The sequence below is a fragment of the Micromonospora sp. MP36 genome, from assembly GCF_008119785.1.
GTDB lineage: Bacteria > Actinomycetota > Actinomycetes > Mycobacteriales > Micromonosporaceae > Micromonospora.
Map to the genome: position 1 here is coordinate 133,168 of NZ_VSFA01000007.1, position 17,548 is coordinate 150,715.

Consider the following 17,548-nt stretch of genomic DNA (forward strand, 5'->3'; position numbering starts at 1 on the left):
CATCGATGAAGACGCTTCCGGAGGAGGAAACGTTGCGCGGAAACAGAAGAAAACTGGCCGGCCTCGGCCTCGCCGTCGGACTGGTGCTCGGCCTGCCGGCGACGGCCGGCGCCGCCCCGGCCGCGGTACCGACCACCCCGGCCGCTGGCGAGCGCGCGGCCACGACCGCCGGGCGCCCGGTCACCGTCACCCTGCTCACCGGTGACCGGGTCACCGTCACCGACACCGGGCAGGCCGCGGTACGCCCCGGCCCGGACCGGACGGGCATGGAGTTCGTGGTCGGCCGGGACCGGGGCCACCTCTCGGTGGTGCCCCGGGACGCGCTGCCACTGATCCGTTCGGGCCGGGTCGACCGGCGGCTCTTCGACATCACCGAGCTGGTCTCCGCCGGCTACGACGACGCCCACCGGGACAGCCTGCCGCTGCTGGTCGCGTACCCCAAGGGGCTGGCCAGGCGGAGCGGCGCCCCGGTGACCGGCACCCGGGTGACCCGCGACCTCCCGGCGATCGGCGGCGCGGCGCTCAGCGCGGCGAAGTCACAGGCGGGGACGGTCTGGGCCGCCCTCACCACCGGCGGAGCCGGCGCCCGGATCGACGCGGCGGAGGGTGTCGACCGGATCTGGCTGGACGGCCGGCGGAAGGTCACGCTGGACCACAGCGTGCCGCAGATCGGCGCGCCGGCCGCCTGGGCGGCCGGCTTCACCGGAAAGGGCGTCACGGTCGCGGTGCTCGACACCGGAGTGGACGCGACCCATCCGGACCTGGCCGGCAAGGTGGCCGACTCGCGCAACTTCAGCGAGTCCGACGCGGACGACACGGTCGGCCACGGCACCCACGTCGCCTCCATCATCGCCGGCAGCGGCGCCGCCTCCGGCGGGAAGTACCGGGGCGTCGCCCCGGACGCCACCCTGCTCTCCGGCAAGGTCTGCGAGGACTACGGTTGCACCGAATCCGCGATCCTGGCCGGCATGGAGTGGGCCGCCGCGGAGAAGCGGGCCACCGTGGTCAACATGAGCCTCAGTGGCTGGGACACCCCGGAGACCGACCCGCTCGAGCAGGCCGTGGAGACGCTGACCGCGCAGCACGGCACCCTCTTCGTCGTCGCGGCCGGCAACGACGGCTCGGACGGTTCGGTCGGCTCGCCGGCCACCGCCGACGCCGCGCTGGCCGTCGGCGCGGTCGACCGGAACGACGAGCTGGCCGTCTTCTCGAGCCGGGGGCCGCGCGTCGGTGACAGCGGCCTCAAGCCGGACATCACCGCGCCCGGTGTCGACATCGTGGCCGCCCGGGCGGCCAAGGGCGCCATCGGCGACCCGGTCGGGGAGAAGTACGTGTCACTCTCCGGCACCTCGATGGCCACCCCGCACGTGGTCGGCGCGGCGGCGCTGCTGGCCCAGCAGCACCCCGGCTGGACGGCCGGGCAGTACAAGGCCACCCTGATGGCCTCGGCGAAGCCGCACCCGGACCAGACAGCGTTCCAGCAGGGCGCCGGGCGGGTCGACGTGGCGCAGGCGATCAACCAGCAGATCACCAGCGAGCCGGCCAGCGTCTCGTTCGGGGTGGCGGCCTGGCCGCACAACGACGACCAGCCGATCGCGCGGACCCTCACCTACCGCAACGCCGGTACCGCGCCGTTGACCCTCGACCTCGCGCCCGAGGTCACCGGTCCGGACGGGCGCTCCGCGCCGGCCGGCATGTTCACCCTCAGCGCGTCCCGGCTCACCGTGCCGGCCGGCGGCACCGCCCAGGTCACGGTCACCGCGGACACCCGCCTCGGGGTGGACGGCTACTGGACCGGGCGGATCCGGGCCCGCTCCGGCGGCCTGGTCGCGGTCACCCCGCTGGCCGTCAACCGGGAGGTGGAGAGCTACAACCTGACCGTCAGCCACCGCGACCGCGCCGGTGGCACCCCCGAGTTCTACTTCACCACCCTGGTCGGGCTGGACGAATACCGCTCGGTCGACGTCTACGACGCCGACGGCGAGGCCCAGGTGCGCGTCCCCAAGGGCCGGTACGGCCTGAACAGCGTGATCTTCGAGACGGACGCGCAGGGCGAGCCGGCCGGTGCCGGCATGCTCGCGCAGCCGCAGTTGGTGGTGGACCAGGACCTGCGGATCACCGTGGACGCCCGATCCGCGAAGCCTGTCCTCGCCACTGTCCCGCAGCGTGACGCCAAGGTGGCGCTGATCGACGTGTCCGCCAACTGGTTCAGCGCGGACGCCAGCTACGGCTTCACCCTGTGGTCGTTCGACTTCGCCGGGCTGACCAGCGGCCAGCTCGGCCAGGCGGCGACGGCCAGCACGTTCGTCGGCGCGGTGAGCGTCCAGTGGGCCGACTGGCAGGCGACGAGCAGCCCCTACCTCTACGCGACCAGCGGGGTCCTGCCGGGCCGGTTCCCGACCGGCTTCGTCAAGCACTACCAGCAGCGGGACCTGGCGACCGTGGTGCAGCGGTTCCGCGGCGGCTACCCGGGTCTGGCGGCCGAGCGCGTCGTCTTCCCCGAGAGCGACTACAACATCGGTGGCTCGGCGATCGTCCTGCCCACCACCGCACCCGGTCAGCGGGTCGAGCACTACAACACGGCCGGGATGCGCTGGAGCTCGGAGATCAACTTCGGGGCGCTGGACGAGGACGGCTGGCTGGTGCCGAAGGTCGGCCTCAGCTCGACGCAGGCCGGCTACCGGCCGGCGCGTACCGTCCGGGAGGACTGGAACGCGGCGCCGTACGGGCCGTCCTTCCCCCGGCCGCGGTTCCCGTACCAGGGCATCACCCGTAACGGCAACACCCTGCTGGTCAGCCTGCCGGTGTTCAGCGACGCCGCCGGGCACGGCGGTGGGTCGCTGGTTGACACCGAGCGGACCGCCCTCTACCGCAACGGCACGCTGGTCGCGGAGCAGCCCTATCCCGGGTACGGCGAGTTCGAGGTGCCCCCGGGCCTGGCGAACTACCGGGTCGAGACCTCGGCCACCCGGAGCGTCACCGACCTGAGCACCGAGGTGTCGGCCGCCTGGACGTTCCGCTCCGGGCACGTGTCGGGTGAGGACTGGGCGCGGCTGCCGGCCATGGCGGTCCGGTTCGCGCCGCCGCTGGCGGTCGACAACAGCGCGCCCGCCGGTCGGACCTTCACCATCCCGGTGACGGTCGAACGGCAGCCCGGCGCACCGGCCGCCACGGTCGCGGCGCTCACCGTCGACGTCTCGTACGACGGCGGCAAGACCTGGCGGAAGGCGGACCTGCACCGGCAGGACGCGGGCTGGGCGGCCATCGTCCGGCACCCGGCCGGCCCCGGCTACGTCTCGCTGCGCGCCACCGCCCGGGACAGCGCCGGCAACACGGTGTCCCAGCGGATCATCCAGGCGTACCGCCTGCGATGAGAAACCCGTCCGGGTCCGCGGTCTCCCCGCCGCGGGCCCGGACGGCGGACGGGCCGGGGCCAGCGGCCCCGGCCCGGGGCCGCTGGCGGCGGGGTCGAACCCCCGGCCCGGGCCGCGTCAGTCGTTGGCGTGCAGGGCCGCGTTCAGCTCGATGCCCCGGCCGGTACGCGGCTTCGCCTCCAGCGCACCGGTGACCGAGTTGCGCCAGAAGAGCAGGCCGTCCACCCCGGAGAGGTCGCGGGCCTTGACCACCCGGCCGTCCGGCAGGGTGATCTTCGAGGCGGCGGTGATGTAGCAGCCGGCCTCCACCACGCAGTCGTCGCCGAGCGAGATGCCCACGCCGGCGTTTGCGCCGATCAAGCTCCGCTCGCCGATCCGCACCTTCTCCGTGCCGCCGCCGGAGAGCGTGCCCATGATCGACGCGCCGCCGCCGATGTCGGAGCCGTCGCCGACCAGCACCCCCTGCACGATCCGGCCCTCCACCATCGAGGTGCCGAGGGTGCCGGCGTTGAAGTTGACGAAGCCCTCGTGCATGACGGTGGTGCCGGAAGCCAGGTGCGCGCCGAGCCGGACCCGGTCCGCGTCGGCGATCCGCACGCCGGAGGGGACCACGTAGTCGGTCATCCGGGGGAATTTGTCCACCCCGTACACGGCGAGGTGGCGGCCGGCGGCCCGCTCGATGACGCGCAGCTCGTCCACCCGCTCCGGCGGGCACGGCCCGGCCGAGGTCCAGGCCACGTTGGCCAGCTTGCCGAAGATGCCGTCGAGGTTGAGCTCGTTGGGCCGGACCAGCCGGTGGGAGAGCAGGTGCAACCGGAGGTACGCGTCGGCCGCGTCCTTGATCGGGTCGTCCAGCGAACCGATCACCGTGGTCACCTCGACGGTACGCAGGCCGGGTAGCGCCCGCTCGCCGATCGCGCCGGGCGGCAGGTCGAGCACGTCGGCCTGGTCCTCCCCGGGGACCAGCGGCAGCTCGCCGAGTCCCAGCTTGCCGGTCGGGTACCAGGTGTCGAGCACCTGGTCGTCAGCGGTGATGGTGGCCAGGCCGATGCCCCAGGCGGGTTGTGCGGTCGTCACGAAAATGACGGTACCGTGCCAACCATGCAGAACCCGCTGACCCCCGAGGTCTTGGCAGATCCGGTGGCGCTGACCCGCGCCCTGGTCGACATAGAGTCCGTCTCCCTCAACGAGAAGGCCATCGCCGACTGCGTCGAAGCGGTGCTTCGGGGCGTACCGCACCTGACCACGTTCCGGCACGGCAACACGGTGATGGCGCGCACCGACCTGGGCCGGGCGCAGCGGGTGGTGCTCGCGGGCCACCTGGACACCGTCCCGCTCAACAACAACTTCCCGTCGACCATGCGCGGGGACCTGATGTACGGCTGCGGCACCTCCGACATGAAGTCCGGGGTGGCCTTCGCGCTGCACCTGGCGGTGACCCTGCCCGACCCGCGCTACGACGTCACCTACTTCTTCTACGAGGCCGAGGAGATCGAGTCGAAGTACAACGGGCTCACCCTCGTCTCCCAGGCCCACCCCGAATGGCTCCAGGCCGACTTCGCGGTGCTGCTGGAGCCGACGTACGGGATCGTCGAGGCCGGTTGCCAGGGCACCATGCGGGCGATCGTGTCGACCACCGGCGTACGGGCCCACTCGGCGCGCTCCTGGCACGGCGTGAACGCCATCCACGCGGCCGGCGAGGTGCTCCGGCGGCTGCAGGCGTACGAGGCGCGGCGGGTCACCATCGACGGCTGCGACTACCGGGAGGGCATGAATGCGGTCCGCATCCACGGCGGGGTGGCTGGCAACGTGGTGCCGGACCGGTGCGAGGTCGAGGTCAACTACCGCTTCGCCCCGGACCGTACACCGGAGCAGGCCGAGGCGCACCTGCGTGAGGTCTTCGCCGGCTTCGAGCTGGCGGTGACCGACGCGGCGGCCGGCGCACCGCCCGGCCTGACGGCCGCACCGGCGCAGGAGTTCCTCGCGGCGGTGGGCGCCGCCCCGATCGGCAAGCTCGGCTGGACCGACGTGGCCCGGTTCGCGGCCATGGGCATCCCGGCGCTGAACTTCGGCCCCGGCGACCCGAACCTGGCCCACCACCCGGACGAGCACGTCGAGCTGACCAAGATCCGCGACGGTGCGGCCACCCTGCACCGCTGGCTCGCCCCCGCCTGACCCCCCGGGTACGCGACCGGGGGGCCCGCGTCGGTGACGCGGACCCCCCGAGGTCGTTTCGGCGGACGGTCAGCCGGCCGTCGTCAGCGTGGTGTCCGGCTCGGTGGTGTCGCCGGTGAGGTCGGTGTGGTGGGTCTCCATCATGCGGGCGCGGCGGCGCTCGGCCACCACGTCGCGGATCCGCCGCTGCATCTGCCGGCGGATCCGGATCATCTCGGTGTTGCTGATCAACGCTTGCTCCCTCCCCCGAAGGTCGCGCCGGGGCATACCCCGTATGTGAATAGTAAGACGTACGAGCGACCGAATTAGTTGCCCAAGATCGCGAAGAATTTCTCCGGCTGGCCCGGCTCCGCACCGTGCCGTCGTGGCTCCACTACGGTGGCTCCATGAGTCAGAGCAACGGGCGGCAACTCGGCCGCGGGCCGAGCGCGGAACGGCACCGGGGTGCCGTCACGCTGCGCAACCGGGCCATCCCGACCAGCACGGCGGATCAGCGGCTGCTGGACTCCCGGGGCCGGGGTGACTGGAAGACCAAGGACGCCTGGCGGGCGCTGCGGATCCTCTCCGAGTTCGTCGAGGGCTTCGACACCCTCGCCGACCTGCCGCCCGCGGTCAGTGTCTTCGGCTCGGCTCGGGCCAAGCCGGACAGCCCCGAGTGCCGGCTCGCCGAGGAGTTGGGCGCCGCCCTGGCCCGCGCCGGTTACGCGGTGATCACCGGCGGCGGCCCGGGGGTGATGGAGGCGGCCAACCGCGGGGCCAGCGAGGCGGGTGGGCTCTCCGTCGGGCTCGGCATCGAGCTGCCGTTCGAGCAGGGCATCAACGAGTGGGTCGACCTGGCCATCGACTTCCGCTACTTCTTCGCCCGCAAGACAATGTTCGTCAAGTACGCCCAGGCGTTCGTGGTGCTGCCCGGCGGCTTCGGCACCATGGACGAACTCTTCGAGGCACTCACCCTGGTGCAGACCGGCAAGGTCACCCGCTTCCCGGTGGTGCTGATGGGCATCGACTACTGGCGGGGCCTGATCGACTGGCTGCGGGAGAGCATGGCCGCCGAGGGCAAGATCGGCCCGACCGACCTGGAGCTGATCTGCCTCACCGACGACGTGGACGAGGCGGTCCGGCACATCGTGGAGGCCGAGGCGGTGCTCTCCGCCGAGCAGGAGGCGATCCGCGAGGAGGCGGTCGCCCGGGCCGCCGCCGACCAGCAGGCCGCCGCGGAGAGCGCACCCGAGCCGCCGGCCGAGGCCGCGCCCGAGGCCCCGGCCGAAGGCCAGCCCGGGTCGCGCCCGGCGGGGCGGGGCTGACCGTGGCCGCCATCTGCGTGTTCTGCGCCTCCTCCCGTACGCTTGACCAGCGCTGGCTGGACCTGGCGCGGGAGACCGGCGCGGAGCTGGCCCGGCGCGGGCACACCCTGGTCAGTGGTGGCGGCTGCGTCGGCATGATGGGCGCGGTGGCGGACGCCGCGCGGGCCGCCGGCGGCTACACCCTCGGGGTGATCCCGCAGGCCCTGGTCGACCTGGAGGTCGCCGACCTGGCCGCCGACGAGCTGCTGGTCACCGACGGGATGGCCAGCCGTAAGACCTTGATGATCGACAAGTCGGACGCCTTCATCACGCTGCCCGGCGGGCTCGGCACCCTCGACGAGTTGTTCGAGGTGTGGACCACGGCCACACTCGCCCTGCACGCCAAGCCGATGGTGCTGGTCGACGCGGACGGCTTCTACCGCCCGCTGCTCGACTGGCTGCGCACCCTCGCCGACCGCCACTTCCTCAAGCCGGCGGGCCTAGACCTCCTCCTGGTCGCCGACTCGGTCCCCGCCGCCCTGGACCTCCTAGACGCCCACCTCACCTGACCACCCCCCGCCTGGCCCCGCCCCGGTGATCATGAAGTTGGCGGCGAAGTCGATCTCCCTGAGTGTCGCCAACTTCATGATCACGCAGGAAGGGCGGGTGGGGGCGGTGGGGTGTCGGAGGGGCGTGGTGGGATGAGGTGGTGCAGGCGTACCGGTTGGTGCGTCGGCCCGGCGGGGCGGGGGCGGGGGTCGCCCACTCCGGCGGGGCGGGGCAGGGGGTCGGTCGGCCCGGTGGGGCGACCGTGGCGGAGCCGCGATCCGGGGGGTCGGCGGGCGATCCCGCGCACCCGCCGCCACGCCGGCCCGACCCGGTGCAGGCCGAGGTGGTCGCGCACACCGACGGGCCGATGCTGGTCATCGGCGGGCCGGGCACCGGTAAGACCAGCACCCTCGTCGAGGCGGTCGCCGCGCGGGTGGCCGAGGGCGTCGACCCCGAGCGCATCCTGGTGCTCACCTTCAGCCGGCGGGGCGCCACCGACCTGCGCCAACGGATCGAGGCGCGGATCGCCGGCGCGGGCCAGTTTCCCGAGACCGGGCGGGCGACCAGCAGCCCGCCGGCGGCGAGCAGCACCGCGGCCCGACCCGCCCGGGTGGTCCGCGAGCCGCTGGTCCGCACCTTCCCGGCGTACGGGTTCGGCCTGCTCCGCCGGGCCGCCGCCGAGCGGGGCGAGCCGTCGCCCCGGCTGCTCACCGGCCCCGAGCAGGATCTGATCATCCGCGAGCTGCTCGACGTGGTCGGTGCGGAGCCGGAGGATGACCCGGTCGGGTGGCCGGAGGACCTGCGTCCCGCGCTGCGCACCCGGGCGTTCGCGCAGCAGCTGCGCGACCTGCTGATGCGCGCCGCCGAGCGGGGCGTCGGCCCGGTCGAGCTGGCCCGGCTGGGGGAGAAGCTGGGCCGCGCCGACTGGCCGGCCGCCGCCCGCTTCCTCCGGGAGTACGTGGCCGTCCTCGCCCTGCGCGACGTGAGCAACCGCGGTTCCATCGCGTACGACCCGGCGGAGCTGGTCCGGGCCGCCACCGGCATGCTGCGCGACGACCCGGAGCTGCTGGCGGCGGAGCGCCGCCGGCTGGCCCACGTCTACGTCGACGAGCTCGCCGACACCGACCCCGCCCAGCTCGAGCTGCTCGCCGTCCTGGCTGGCGGGGGCAAGTCCCTGGTCGCCTTCGCCGACCCGGACTCCTCGACGTACGCCTTCCGCGGCGCCGACCCGGCCGGCGTCACCACCTTCCCGCACCGGTTCCGCACCGCCTCCGGGGCGCCGGCCGCGCAGGTCGTGCTGACCACGTCCTACCGGGCCGGTCCGGAGCTGCTCGCCGCGACCGCCCGGCTGTCCCGCCGGCTGCGCGGCCCGGCGGCTCACCGGCGGCTGCGTCCGCTGCCCGACGCGCCACCCGGCACCGTCGAGGTTCGCACCTTCCGTTCGGCGACCAGCGAGTCCGCCTGGCTGGCCCACGCCCTGCGCGAGGCGCACCTGCTCGACGGGGTGCCCTGGTCCCGGATGGCGGTGCTGGTCCGCGCCACCGGCCGGCAGCTGCCGTCGCTGCAACGCGCCCTGCACACCGCCGGGGTGCCCACCGTGGTGCACGGCGAGGACCTGCCGCTGCACCTCCAGCCCGGGGTGGCCCCGCTGCTGCTCCTGCTCCGCTGCGCCCTGGAGCCCGACCGGCTGGACGAGGAGGCGGCGGTCGCCCTGCTGCACTCGCCGCTCGGTGGCGCCGACCCGCTCGCCGAGCGGCGGCTGCGCCAGGGGCTGCGCGCGCTCGCGCTGGCTGCCGGCGACCGCCGCCCGTCCGGCGAGCTGATCGTCGAGGCGCTGCGCGACCCGGCCGAGCTGGCCACCATCGAGCGGCGCTGGGCGGCGCCTGCCCAGGCGGTGGCGCACCTGCTGGCGACCGCCCGGCAGGCCACGGCCACGCCCGGGGCCACCGCCGAGGACGTGCTCTGGGCGGTGTGGCGGGAGAGCGGGCTGGCCGAGCGCTGGGCCGGCGCGATCACCCGGGGCCGGGCGGCCACCGGCGAGCACGAGACCGCGCAGCGCTGGCGGGCGGAGGCCGCCGACCGGGACCTCGACGCCGTGCTGGTGCTCTTCGACGCGGCGGCCCGGTTCACCGACCGGCTGCCCGGTGCGCGTACGGAGGTCTTCCTCGACCATGTGCTCGGGCAGGACCTGCCGGCCGACACCCTGGCCGCCAGCGCCGACCGGGGCGAGGCGGTACGTCTGCTCACCGCGCACGCCGCCAAGGGCCTGGAGTGGGACCTGGTCGCGGTCGCCGGGGTGCAGGAGGGCGTCTGGCCGGACCTGCGGCTGCGCGGCAGCCTGCTCGGCTCGGAACGGCTGGTCGACGTGCTCGCCGGCCGGGCCGACGGCACCGCGGTCCGGGCCAGCCTGGTCGGGCAGACCTCGGCGCTGCTCGACGAGGAGCGGCGGCTGTTCCACGTCGCGGTCAGCCGGGCCCGGCACCGACTGCTGGTCACCGCGGTCGCGTCGGCGGCGGTGGGCGGCGACGACCACGAGGAGCAGCCCAGCCGCTTCCTGCACGAGCTGGGCGCCACCGAGCCGCCGACGACCGGCGGCGGCACCACCCCGTCCGGCCCGGATCCCGCGCCACGGCCGCCCGGTCCGGGCGCCACCCGCCCGAAAGACGGCGCCGCGTTGGCTGAGCCCGGGACCCATCCGGCCGGCGGGCCGGGGGACGGCGCCGCGTCGACCGGCGCGGGCGTGGGCGCTGCGCCGAGCGGGTCCGGTGGCTCGGACGGGCCGGTGCCGACCGTCGAGGAGGACCCGCAGGACGGGCCGCCCGCCGCCCTGCCGGTCACCCTGCCGCCGCGCGGGCTCACCCTGTCCGCGCTGGTGGCGGAGCTGCGTACCGCGGTCACCGACCCGGCGGCGCCGCCCACCCGGCGGCACGCGGCGGCGGCCGAGCTGGCCCGGCTGGCCGCCGCCGGGGTGCCCGGCGCGCACCCCGACGACTGGTGGGGGTTGCGCGGCCTCTCCGACGACCGGCCGCTGGTCGACGAGGGCGAACCGGTCCGGGTCACCCCGTCGGCGATGGAGAGCGCGCTCCGGTGCAGCCTGCGCTGGCTGCTGGAACGGCACGGCGGCAGCGCCCCGGCCAGCGCTGCGCAGGGCGTCGGCAACCTGGTGCACGCCGCCGCGATGCTGGCCGAGGACGCCAGCGTCGACCGGACCGCACTGCTGGACTACGTGGCCGCCCGGTTCGACGCGATCGAACTGGCCGCCCGCTGGATGGTCGGCCCGGAACGCACCCGCGCCGAGGCCATGGTGGACAAGCTGCTCCGCTGGCTGGCCGGCAACCCGCGTCGGCTGCTCGCCATCGAGCACGAGTTCGCGGTACGCCTCGACGACCCGCACCGGCCCGTCGAGCTGACCGGCCGGGTGGACCGGCTGGAGGTCGACGCCGAGGGGCGGCTCGTGGTGATCGACCTGAAGACCGGCAAGTCGACCGCGGTCACCGAGCGGGAGGTGGCCGAGCACCCGCAGCTCGGCGCGTACCAGGCGGCGGTGGAGGCGGGGGCCTTCGCCGAGTTCGGCGACGAGCCCGGGGGTGCCGCGCTGGTGCAGCTCGGCACGTCGGCCAAGGACGCGAAGGAGCAGACCCAGGCCGCGGCGGGGGAGGGACCGGAGGCCGGCTGGGCGACGGCGCTGGTCCGGCGTACCGCGGATACCATGGCCGCGGCCACCTTCGCCGCGGTCGCCAACTCGAAGTGCCGGGTCTGCCCGGTGCGGACGAGCTGCCCGGTGTCCGGGCAGGGGCGCCAGGTGGTCGAGCCGCCGACCAAGCCGGCGCCCGGGGACCAGTGAGCGCGAGGACGATGCCGTGACCCAGCCCGCGCTCTTCGGCACCGCCACCACCCCGGCGCCGCGGACCGCCGACGCCGGCCCCCGCTACACCCCGGTCGAGCTGGCGAAGCTGCTGCGGCTGCCGGCGCCCACCCGGGAGCAGGCGGCGATCATCGCCGCACCGGTCGAGCCGCTGCTCGTGGTCGCCGGCGCCGGCTCCGGCAAGACCGAGACGATGGCCGCCCGGGTGGTCTGGCTGGTCGCCAACCACTACGTGCGACCCGAGCACATCCTCGGCCTCACCTTCACCCGCAAGGCCGCCGGCGAGCTGGCGCACCGGGTGCGTACCCGGCTCGACCAGCTCATCCGCCGGCTGGGCCGGCAGGGTCGCGATCCGCACGACGACCCGCTCGCGGGCGAGCCGACCGTCTCCACCTACCACTCCTACGCCGGGCGGATCGTCACCGAGCACGGGCTGCGCGCCGGGTACGAGCCGACCACCCGGCTGCTCACCGAGGCGTCCCGCTGGCAGCTCGTCGACCTGCTGGTGCGCAACTACGACGGCGACATGTCCGAGGTGGACCGGATGCCCAGCACCGTCACGGACGCCGTGCTGGCGGTCGCCGGTGAGCTGGACGAGCACCTGGTCGACCCGGACGCGCTGGCCGCCTGGACCGGCCGGTTCTTCGCCGAGGTGCAGTCCCGCCCCGGTCGGGTCTACGCCGACGTGCGCAAGGCGTTGCAGCTCCAGCAGACCCGGCTGAAGCTGCTGCCGCTGGTCCGCGCGTACGCCCGGCGCAAGGACGACTTCGAGGCGATGGACTTCGCCGACCAACTCGCCCGCGCCGCCCGGGTGGCCCGGGACCATCCCGGCGTCGGGGTGATCGAGCGGGACCGGTTCCGGGTGGTGCTGCTCGACGAGTACCAGGACACCAGCCACGCCCAGGTGGTGCTGCTCAACGCGCTCTTCGGCGGCGGGCACCCGGTGACCGCAGTGGGCGACCCGTGCCAGTCCATCTACGGCTGGCGTGGCGCCAGCGCCGGCACGCTGGAGCGGTTCCCCACCGAGTTCGCCCGCGCCGACGGCACCCCGGCCCAGGTGCTGAGCCTCACCACGAGCTGGCGTAACCGGCCGGAGATCCTCGGCGTGGCCAACGCGCTGTCGGTGCCGCTGCGCGCGGCCGGCGCCCAGGTGCCCGAGCTGCACGCCGCGTTCAGCGTCCGCGAGCCGATCCCGCACCGTAGCCCCCGTGGGCAGGCGGCCGGCACCGTGCACTGCGCGCTGCTGGAGACGTACGCCGACGAGGCCGAGTGGATCGGCGACAGTGTGCTCGCCGCTTGGCGCGGGGAGGCCGGGATGCCGGACGCGCTGCCCGAGCACATCCCGGTGCCCCGGCGGCCCACCACCGCCGTGCTGGTCCGCCTGCGCAGCCAGATCCCCGCCATCGAGTCGGCGCTGCGCGCCCGGGGTCTGCCGGTCGAGGTGGTCGGGCTCGGCGGCCTGCTGGACACCCCCGAGGTCCGGGACGTGGTCTGCACGCTGCGGGTGCTCGCCGACCCGACCGACGGGGCGGCGCTGCTGCGGCTGCTCACCGGTGCGCGCTGGCGGATCGGGCCGCGCGACCTGGTCGCCCTGCACCGGCGGGCGAAGGCCATCGCCAAGGCCCGCCGGGACCTGGCCGGCGACGACGGGCCCGAGATCACCGTGGACGCGCTCGACGAGGCCACGCTGGTCGAGGCGCTCGCCGACCTGGGGCCGGCGCAGGCGTACTCGGCGGAGGGGTACGCCCGGCTGCGGTCGTACGGGATGGAGTTGGCGCTGCTGCGCTACCGCCTGGACCAGTCCCTGCCGGAGCTGATCGCGGACATCGAGCGGACCATCGGCCTGGACGTGGAGGTGGCGGTGCGCGCGGGCCGGGACGGCACCGGCGACGCCGGCCTGGCCCGCGGCCACCTGGACGCGCTCGGCGACGTGGCGGCCCGGTTCTCCGGCGAGACGCCCGGCGCGACCCTCGCCGGGTTCCTCGCCTACCTGGCCGCCGCCGAGGACGAGGAGCGCGGCCTCACCCCCGGCGAGGTTGAGGTGGTGGAGGGCGCGGTGCAGATCCTCACCGCGCACGCCGCCAAGGGTCTGGAGTGGGACGTGGTGGCGGCGGCCGGGCTGACCCGGGGGGTCTGGCCGGGGCCGGTCCGCAACTCCGACCACTGGCTGGGCGGGCTGGGCGTGCTGCCGTTCCCGCTGCGCGGCGACGCCGACGGGCTGCCCGTGCTGGGCCTGGCCGGGGCGGAGGACCAGCGCGGGGTGGCCCGGGCGCTGGAGGACTTCACCGACGCCTGGCGGGCGCACGACGAGCGCGAGGAGCGCCGGCTGGCGTACGTGGCGGTGACCCGGCCCCGGCGGCTGCTGCTCTGTTCCGGCTACTGGTGGGGGGAGGGCACGAAGAGGTTCCGCGGCCCCGCGGTGTTCCTGCGTGAGGTGCACGACGCCTGCCTGGCCGGTGGGGACGGTCACCTGGTCGACGAGTGGGCGCCGGAGCCGGCCGGGGACGCGGTGAACCCGACCACCGAGACGGTGTCGCGGGCCGAGTGGCCGGCGGACCCGCTCGGCGCCCGCCGGCCCGCGCTCGCCGAGGCCGCCGCGCTGGTCCGCCGCTACCTCGCCGACCCGGAGGCGGCCCGGCGCGAGGCGGCGTTGCCGGCGATCGCCGAGGCGACGGATGCCGGGCGGGCGGGCGCGTCCAGGGACGGCGGCACCGACGCGACGGACGCCGGGCCGGCGGGCGCGCCCAGGGACGGCGGGGCCGCGGCGGCGGACGGGATCGGGCCGAGGGACGGCGGCCCCGGGGGCCGGGCGGACGATCCCGAGGTGGCCCGCTGGCGGCGCGAGGCGGACCTGCTTCTCGCCGAGCGGGCCGAGCTGGCCCGCCGGGCCGAGGCGGTGGAGGTGGAACTTCCCGGCCATCTCTCGGTGACCCAGCTGGTGGCGCTGCGCCGGGACCCGGAGGCCCTGGCCCGGGCGCTGCGGCGACCGATGCCCACCGAGCCCAACCCGTACGCTCGGCGCGGCACCGCGTTCCACGCCTGGCTGGAACAGCGCTTCGGCGCCGATCGACTGCTCGACGTGGACGAGTTGCCCGGCGCGGCGGACGACGACGCCGCCCCGGACGAGGCGCTCACCGAACTCCAGGAGCGTTTCCTGGCCAGCGAGTGGGCGGACCGGGTGCCGGTGGAGGTGGAGGTGCCGTTCGCCACCGTCCTCGCCGGCGTGGTGGTCCGGGGGCGGATGGACGCGGTCTTCGCCCGCCCCGGCGGCCGGTACGACGTGGTCGACTGGAAGACCGGCCGGCAGCCCGGCGGCCGGGAGGCCGACGCGGCCGCGGTGCAGCTCGCCGTCTACCGGCTGGCCTGGGCCGAGCTGGCCGGCGTGCCGGTGGAGCGGGTGGGCGCAGCCTTCCACTACGTCCGGGACGGGGTCACCGTCCGTCCCGCCGACCTGCTCGACGCCGCCGGGCTGACCGCGCTGGTCGCCGGAGTACCGGAAATTTCGGCGGACGGCCCGGCGTTCCCTAATTCGTGATAGGTTAGGCGCGTTGCAGTTTTGGTTTCCAGAGACTCTGTGTGCGCCTGGCGGATTGTGGCCCCAGGCGCACTTTGTTGTGTCCGGAGTTCTCCGGGCGGGGCGACCAGCAGCGACAGGCGGTCCGCGCATCAGACGCGTGGGACGCTCCTCTTCGGCCCGCAACAGGTGCGGGTTCGAACGTTCCGTCAAGGAGACGAAACAAATGGCTATTGGCACCGTCAAGTGGTTCAACGCTGACAAGGGCTTCGGCTTCATCACCCCGGACGGCGGCGGCGCCGACGTCTTCGCCCACTTCTCGGCGATCCAGAGCTCCGGCTACCGGAGCCTGGACGAGAACCAGCGGGTCGAGTTCGAGGTGACCCAGGGCCAGAAGGGCCCGCAGGCGGAGAACATCCGCCCGCTCTGATCTTCGGATCGACCAGTAAGTAACACCCATCGCGCCCCCCGGGTGCGATGACGGGCCCGGTCCGCCGCGCCGCCCCTCCGCGGGACGGCATGCCGCGGTGGACCGGCCCGTACCCCTTCGGTTCGTGCTTGTGACCACCGGCGACGCCGGTGACGCGCTGCGCAGCAGCGCCCTTCCTCGACACGTGCCGCGTCGAGGAAGGCATTCCGTATGACCATGACCACCGTCGTTCCGTCGTTCGCCCGTACCGGGCTGGTTCCGGCGCTGCTCGCCGAACTCGCCGCCCAGGGCATCACCGAGCCGTTCCCGATCCAGTCGGCGACGTTGCCGGACTCGCTCGCCGGCCGCGACGTGCTCGGCCGGGGCCGTACCGGCTCCGGCAAGACGCTCGCCTTCGGGCTTCCGCTGCTCTCCCGCACCGCCGGTCGTCGGGCCCGTCCGGGCCGTCCGCTCGCCCTGGTACTGGTGCCGACTCGTGAGCTTGCCCAGCAGGTCGAGACGGCACTCGCTCCGTACGCCCGCGCCGTCGGGCTGCGCTGCGCCACGGTGGTCGGCGGCCTCTCCCTGCAGCGTCAGGCGGACGCGCTGCGCGCCGGTGCCGAGGTGGTCGTGGCCACCCCGGGTCGGCTGCACGACCTGATCAACCGGGGCGACGCCCGGCTCGACCAGGTCGCGATCACCGTGCTGGACGAGGCCGACCAGATGGCCGACATGGGCTTCCTTCCGCAGGTCGTCAAGCTGCTGGAGCAGGTCGCACCGGGCGGCCAGCGGATGCTCTTCTCCGCCACCCTGGACGGCGGCGTCGACAAGCTGGTCCGCCGCTTCCTGACCGACCCGGTGTCGCATTCGGTCGACCCGGGCACCGCCACGGTGACCGGGATGACGCACCACGTGCTGCACGTCGACGCGGCCGACAAGCCGGCCGCGCTGGCCCGGATCGCCGCCCGCGAGGGTCGCACCATCCTGTTCATGGGCACCAAGCACCGCGCCGACCGGCTCGCCCGCCAGTTGCTGGCCAAGGGGGTACGCGCCGCCGCGCTGCACGGCGGCAAGTCGCAGCCGCAGCGCACCCGGATCCTCGAACAGTTCCGTACCGGTCAGGTGACGGCGCTGGTCGCGACCGATGTGGCGGCCCGTGGCATCCACGTTGACGGGCTCGACATGGTCGTCAACGTGGACCCGCCGACGGAGGCGAAGGACTATCTGCACCGGGGTGGGCGTACCGCCCGGGCGGGGGAGTCCGGCACCGTGGTCACCCTGGTCCTGCCCGAGCAGCGCCGGGACGTGGCCCGGCTGATGAGCGCGGCTGGCATCAAGCCGCAGTCGAGGCAGATCCAGCCCGGCGATGAGGTGCTGGCCCGGGTGACCGGTGCCCGCGAGCCGTCCGGCGTGCCGGTGACAATCACCGTCCCGCAGCCGGCGCCCGCCCGCCGGGCCGGTAGGGCGGAGGGGGCCGCCGACGGCGCCCGCTCCGCGCACCGCACCTCCAGCCGCTCCCGCCGTCCGCGCCGTCCCCGGACCGCCTGACCGCTCGGCGGCTGCGGGCCGATGGCTCGTCGGGATCCCCGATCGCATTGCTGAGTCGGGGATCAGCGCCGGGTGCGTCCGATGGCCGACTGCGGCCGGCCGTCGGGCTCGCCATCCTGTCCCCCGGGAGCGCGGGTCGGGCGGGCCGGCCGGGCGCGGAAGGGGTGACCATGACGGGCGGGGCCCACTCGGAAGCGACGCGCGAGCTGCTGCTGGTCCTCGCGGTCGCGGGTCTGGGCCTGGTGCTCGCCATGGCGGCCGCGTTCGGGCCCTGGCATCCGACCTCCGGCGATCCCGCCCGGGCCGGGCTGGTCGAGCTGCACAGCCCGCCCGGGCGGACCGTCGAGTCGACGGCGGGTTAGGCGCCGGGACGGACGGCCGGGGGTCAGCCCGCCGGGGTGCGGTCGGCCAGCAGGTCGGCCAGGGTGGTGCGGTCCACCACCAGGGCGATCGCGCCGTCCACCGCCAGCCAGACGTCCCGCAGCCCGATGGCCACCCCGTGGTAGCCGGCCCGGTCGGCGGGCATGCCCCGGACGCTGGTCAGCGCGTCGCCGACCGCGCGCAGGACGTCCCCCACGCTGATCTCCGCGGCGGCCCGGGTGAGGGTGTAGCCGCCCTCGGTGCCGCGGTGGCTGTGCAGCAGCCCGGCCCGACGCAGGTCGAGCAGGATGCCCTGGAGGAAGCTGAGCGGGATGTCCTGGCTCTCGGCCAGGATCGCCGCCTTCACCAGCTCGCCGCCGCCGAACCCCCCGTCGCCGGTGGACCCGGCGGCGTCGGCGACGGCGAGCATGGCACGGAGCGCGTAGTCGGCGCGCGCGGAGACGTACACCG

The 17,548-nt window shown here is 75.0% G+C and carries 12 protein-coding genes; 9 read left to right on the top strand and 3 right to left on the bottom strand.

Annotated elements, in window-relative coordinates; all coding sequences use genetic code 11:
* Nucleotides 1-5 precede the first annotated feature (5 nt).
* Entirely contained in the window at nucleotides 6-3,374 is a 3,369-nt protein-coding gene (locus FXF52_RS09990; RefSeq protein ID WP_148795712.1) for a S8 family serine peptidase, read from the top strand.
* 117 nt (nucleotides 3,375-3,491) lie between these two features.
* On the opposite strand, the gene dapD is transcribed toward FXF52_RS09990, so the two are convergent.
* Complete coding sequence (gene dapD / locus FXF52_RS09995) at nucleotides 3,492-4,451, bottom strand: 2,3,4,5-tetrahydropyridine-2,6-dicarboxylate N-succinyltransferase (protein WP_148795714.1); 960 nt, start codon at nucleotides 4,449-4,451, stop codon at nucleotides 3,492-3,494.
* 24 nt (nucleotides 4,452-4,475) lie between these two features.
* On the opposite strand from dapD, the gene dapE reads away from it, so the two are divergent.
* Entirely contained in the window at nucleotides 4,476-5,549 is a 1,074-nt protein-coding gene (dapE, locus tag FXF52_RS10000; protein WP_148795716.1) for a succinyl-diaminopimelate desuccinylase, read from the top strand.
* A 69-nt stretch (nucleotides 5,550-5,618) separates the two neighbouring features.
* Here the strand turns inward: dapE and FXF52_RS41560 are convergent, their stop codons facing one another.
* On the bottom strand, nucleotides 5,619-5,780 hold the full coding sequence (locus FXF52_RS41560; RefSeq protein ID WP_187413411.1) for a hypothetical protein: 162 nt from the start codon (nucleotides 5,778-5,780) through the stop codon (nucleotides 5,619-5,621).
* Nucleotides 5,781-5,935: 155 nt separating this feature from the next.
* On the opposite strand from FXF52_RS41560, the gene FXF52_RS10005 reads away from it, so the two are divergent.
* The 7 genes from FXF52_RS10005 (at nucleotide 5,936) to FXF52_RS10035 (ending at nucleotide 17,079) form a co-directional block, all read left to right on the top strand.
* The gene (locus FXF52_RS10005; protein WP_148795718.1) at nucleotides 5,936-6,853 is read left to right on the top strand and encodes a TIGR00730 family Rossman fold protein; all 918 of its coding nucleotides are present in this window, start codon (nucleotides 5,936-5,938) and stop codon (nucleotides 6,851-6,853) included.
* Nucleotides 6,854-6,855: 2 nt separating this feature from the next.
* Nucleotides 6,856-7,401: a TIGR00730 family Rossman fold protein gene (locus FXF52_RS10010; protein ID WP_148795720.1), complete on the top strand. Its 546-nt coding sequence runs from the start codon at nucleotides 6,856-6,858 to the stop codon at nucleotides 7,399-7,401.
* Nucleotides 7,402-7,541: 140 nt separating this feature from the next.
* Nucleotides 7,542-11,225, top strand: coding sequence for an ATP-dependent DNA helicase (locus tag FXF52_RS10015; protein WP_148795771.1), 3,684 nt, complete (start codon nucleotides 7,542-7,544; stop codon nucleotides 11,223-11,225).
* A 16-nt stretch (nucleotides 11,226-11,241) separates the two neighbouring features.
* Nucleotides 11,242-14,781: an ATP-dependent helicase gene (locus FXF52_RS10020; RefSeq protein ID WP_148795722.1), complete on the top strand. Its 3,540-nt coding sequence runs from the start codon at nucleotides 11,242-11,244 to the stop codon at nucleotides 14,779-14,781.
* Between the two features lie 205 nt (nucleotides 14,782-14,986).
* Entirely contained in the window at nucleotides 14,987-15,190 is a 204-nt protein-coding gene (locus FXF52_RS10025) for a cold-shock protein (RefSeq protein WP_007464836.1), read from the top strand.
* A 216-nt stretch (nucleotides 15,191-15,406) separates the two neighbouring features.
* Complete coding sequence (locus tag FXF52_RS10030) at nucleotides 15,407-16,717, top strand: DEAD/DEAH box helicase (RefSeq protein ID WP_148795724.1); 1,311 nt, start codon at nucleotides 15,407-15,409, stop codon at nucleotides 16,715-16,717.
* Between the two features lie 170 nt (nucleotides 16,718-16,887).
* Nucleotides 16,888-17,079: a hypothetical protein gene (locus FXF52_RS10035; RefSeq protein ID WP_148795725.1), complete on the top strand. Its 192-nt coding sequence runs from the start codon at nucleotides 16,888-16,890 to the stop codon at nucleotides 17,077-17,079.
* A gap of 23 nt (nucleotides 17,080-17,102) precedes the next feature.
* Here the strand turns inward: FXF52_RS10035 and FXF52_RS10040 are convergent, their stop codons facing one another.
* Nucleotides 17,103-17,546 (bottom strand): Rrf2 family transcriptional regulator, encoded by a 444-nt coding sequence (locus FXF52_RS10040; protein ID WP_148795728.1) that lies wholly within the window; start codon nucleotides 17,544-17,546, stop codon nucleotides 17,103-17,105.
* Between the last annotated feature and the right edge of the window lie 2 nt (nucleotides 17,547-17,548).

What these genes read in the sequence shown, in the direction of transcription:
- FXF52_RS09990 (WP_148795712.1), top strand. Translation starts at nt 6, where the DNA reads ATGAAGACGCTTCCGGAGGAGGAAACGTTGCGCGGAAACAGAAGAAAA.
- dapE (WP_148795716.1), top strand. Translation starts at nt 4,476, where the DNA reads ATGCAGAACCCGCTGACCCCCGAGGTCTTGGCAGATCCGGTGGCGCTG.
- FXF52_RS10005 (WP_148795718.1), top strand. Translation starts at nt 5,936, where the DNA reads ATGAGTCAGAGCAACGGGCGGCAACTCGGCCGCGGGCCGAGCGCGGAA.
- FXF52_RS10025 (WP_007464836.1), top strand. Translation starts at nt 14,987, where the DNA reads ATGGCTATTGGCACCGTCAAGTGGTTCAACGCTGACAAGGGCTTCGGC.
- FXF52_RS10030 (WP_148795724.1), top strand. Translation starts at nt 15,407, where the DNA reads ATGACCACCGTCGTTCCGTCGTTCGCCCGTACCGGGCTGGTTCCGGCG.
- FXF52_RS10035 (WP_148795725.1), top strand. Translation starts at nt 16,888, where the DNA reads ATGACGGGCGGGGCCCACTCGGAAGCGACGCGCGAGCTGCTGCTGGTC.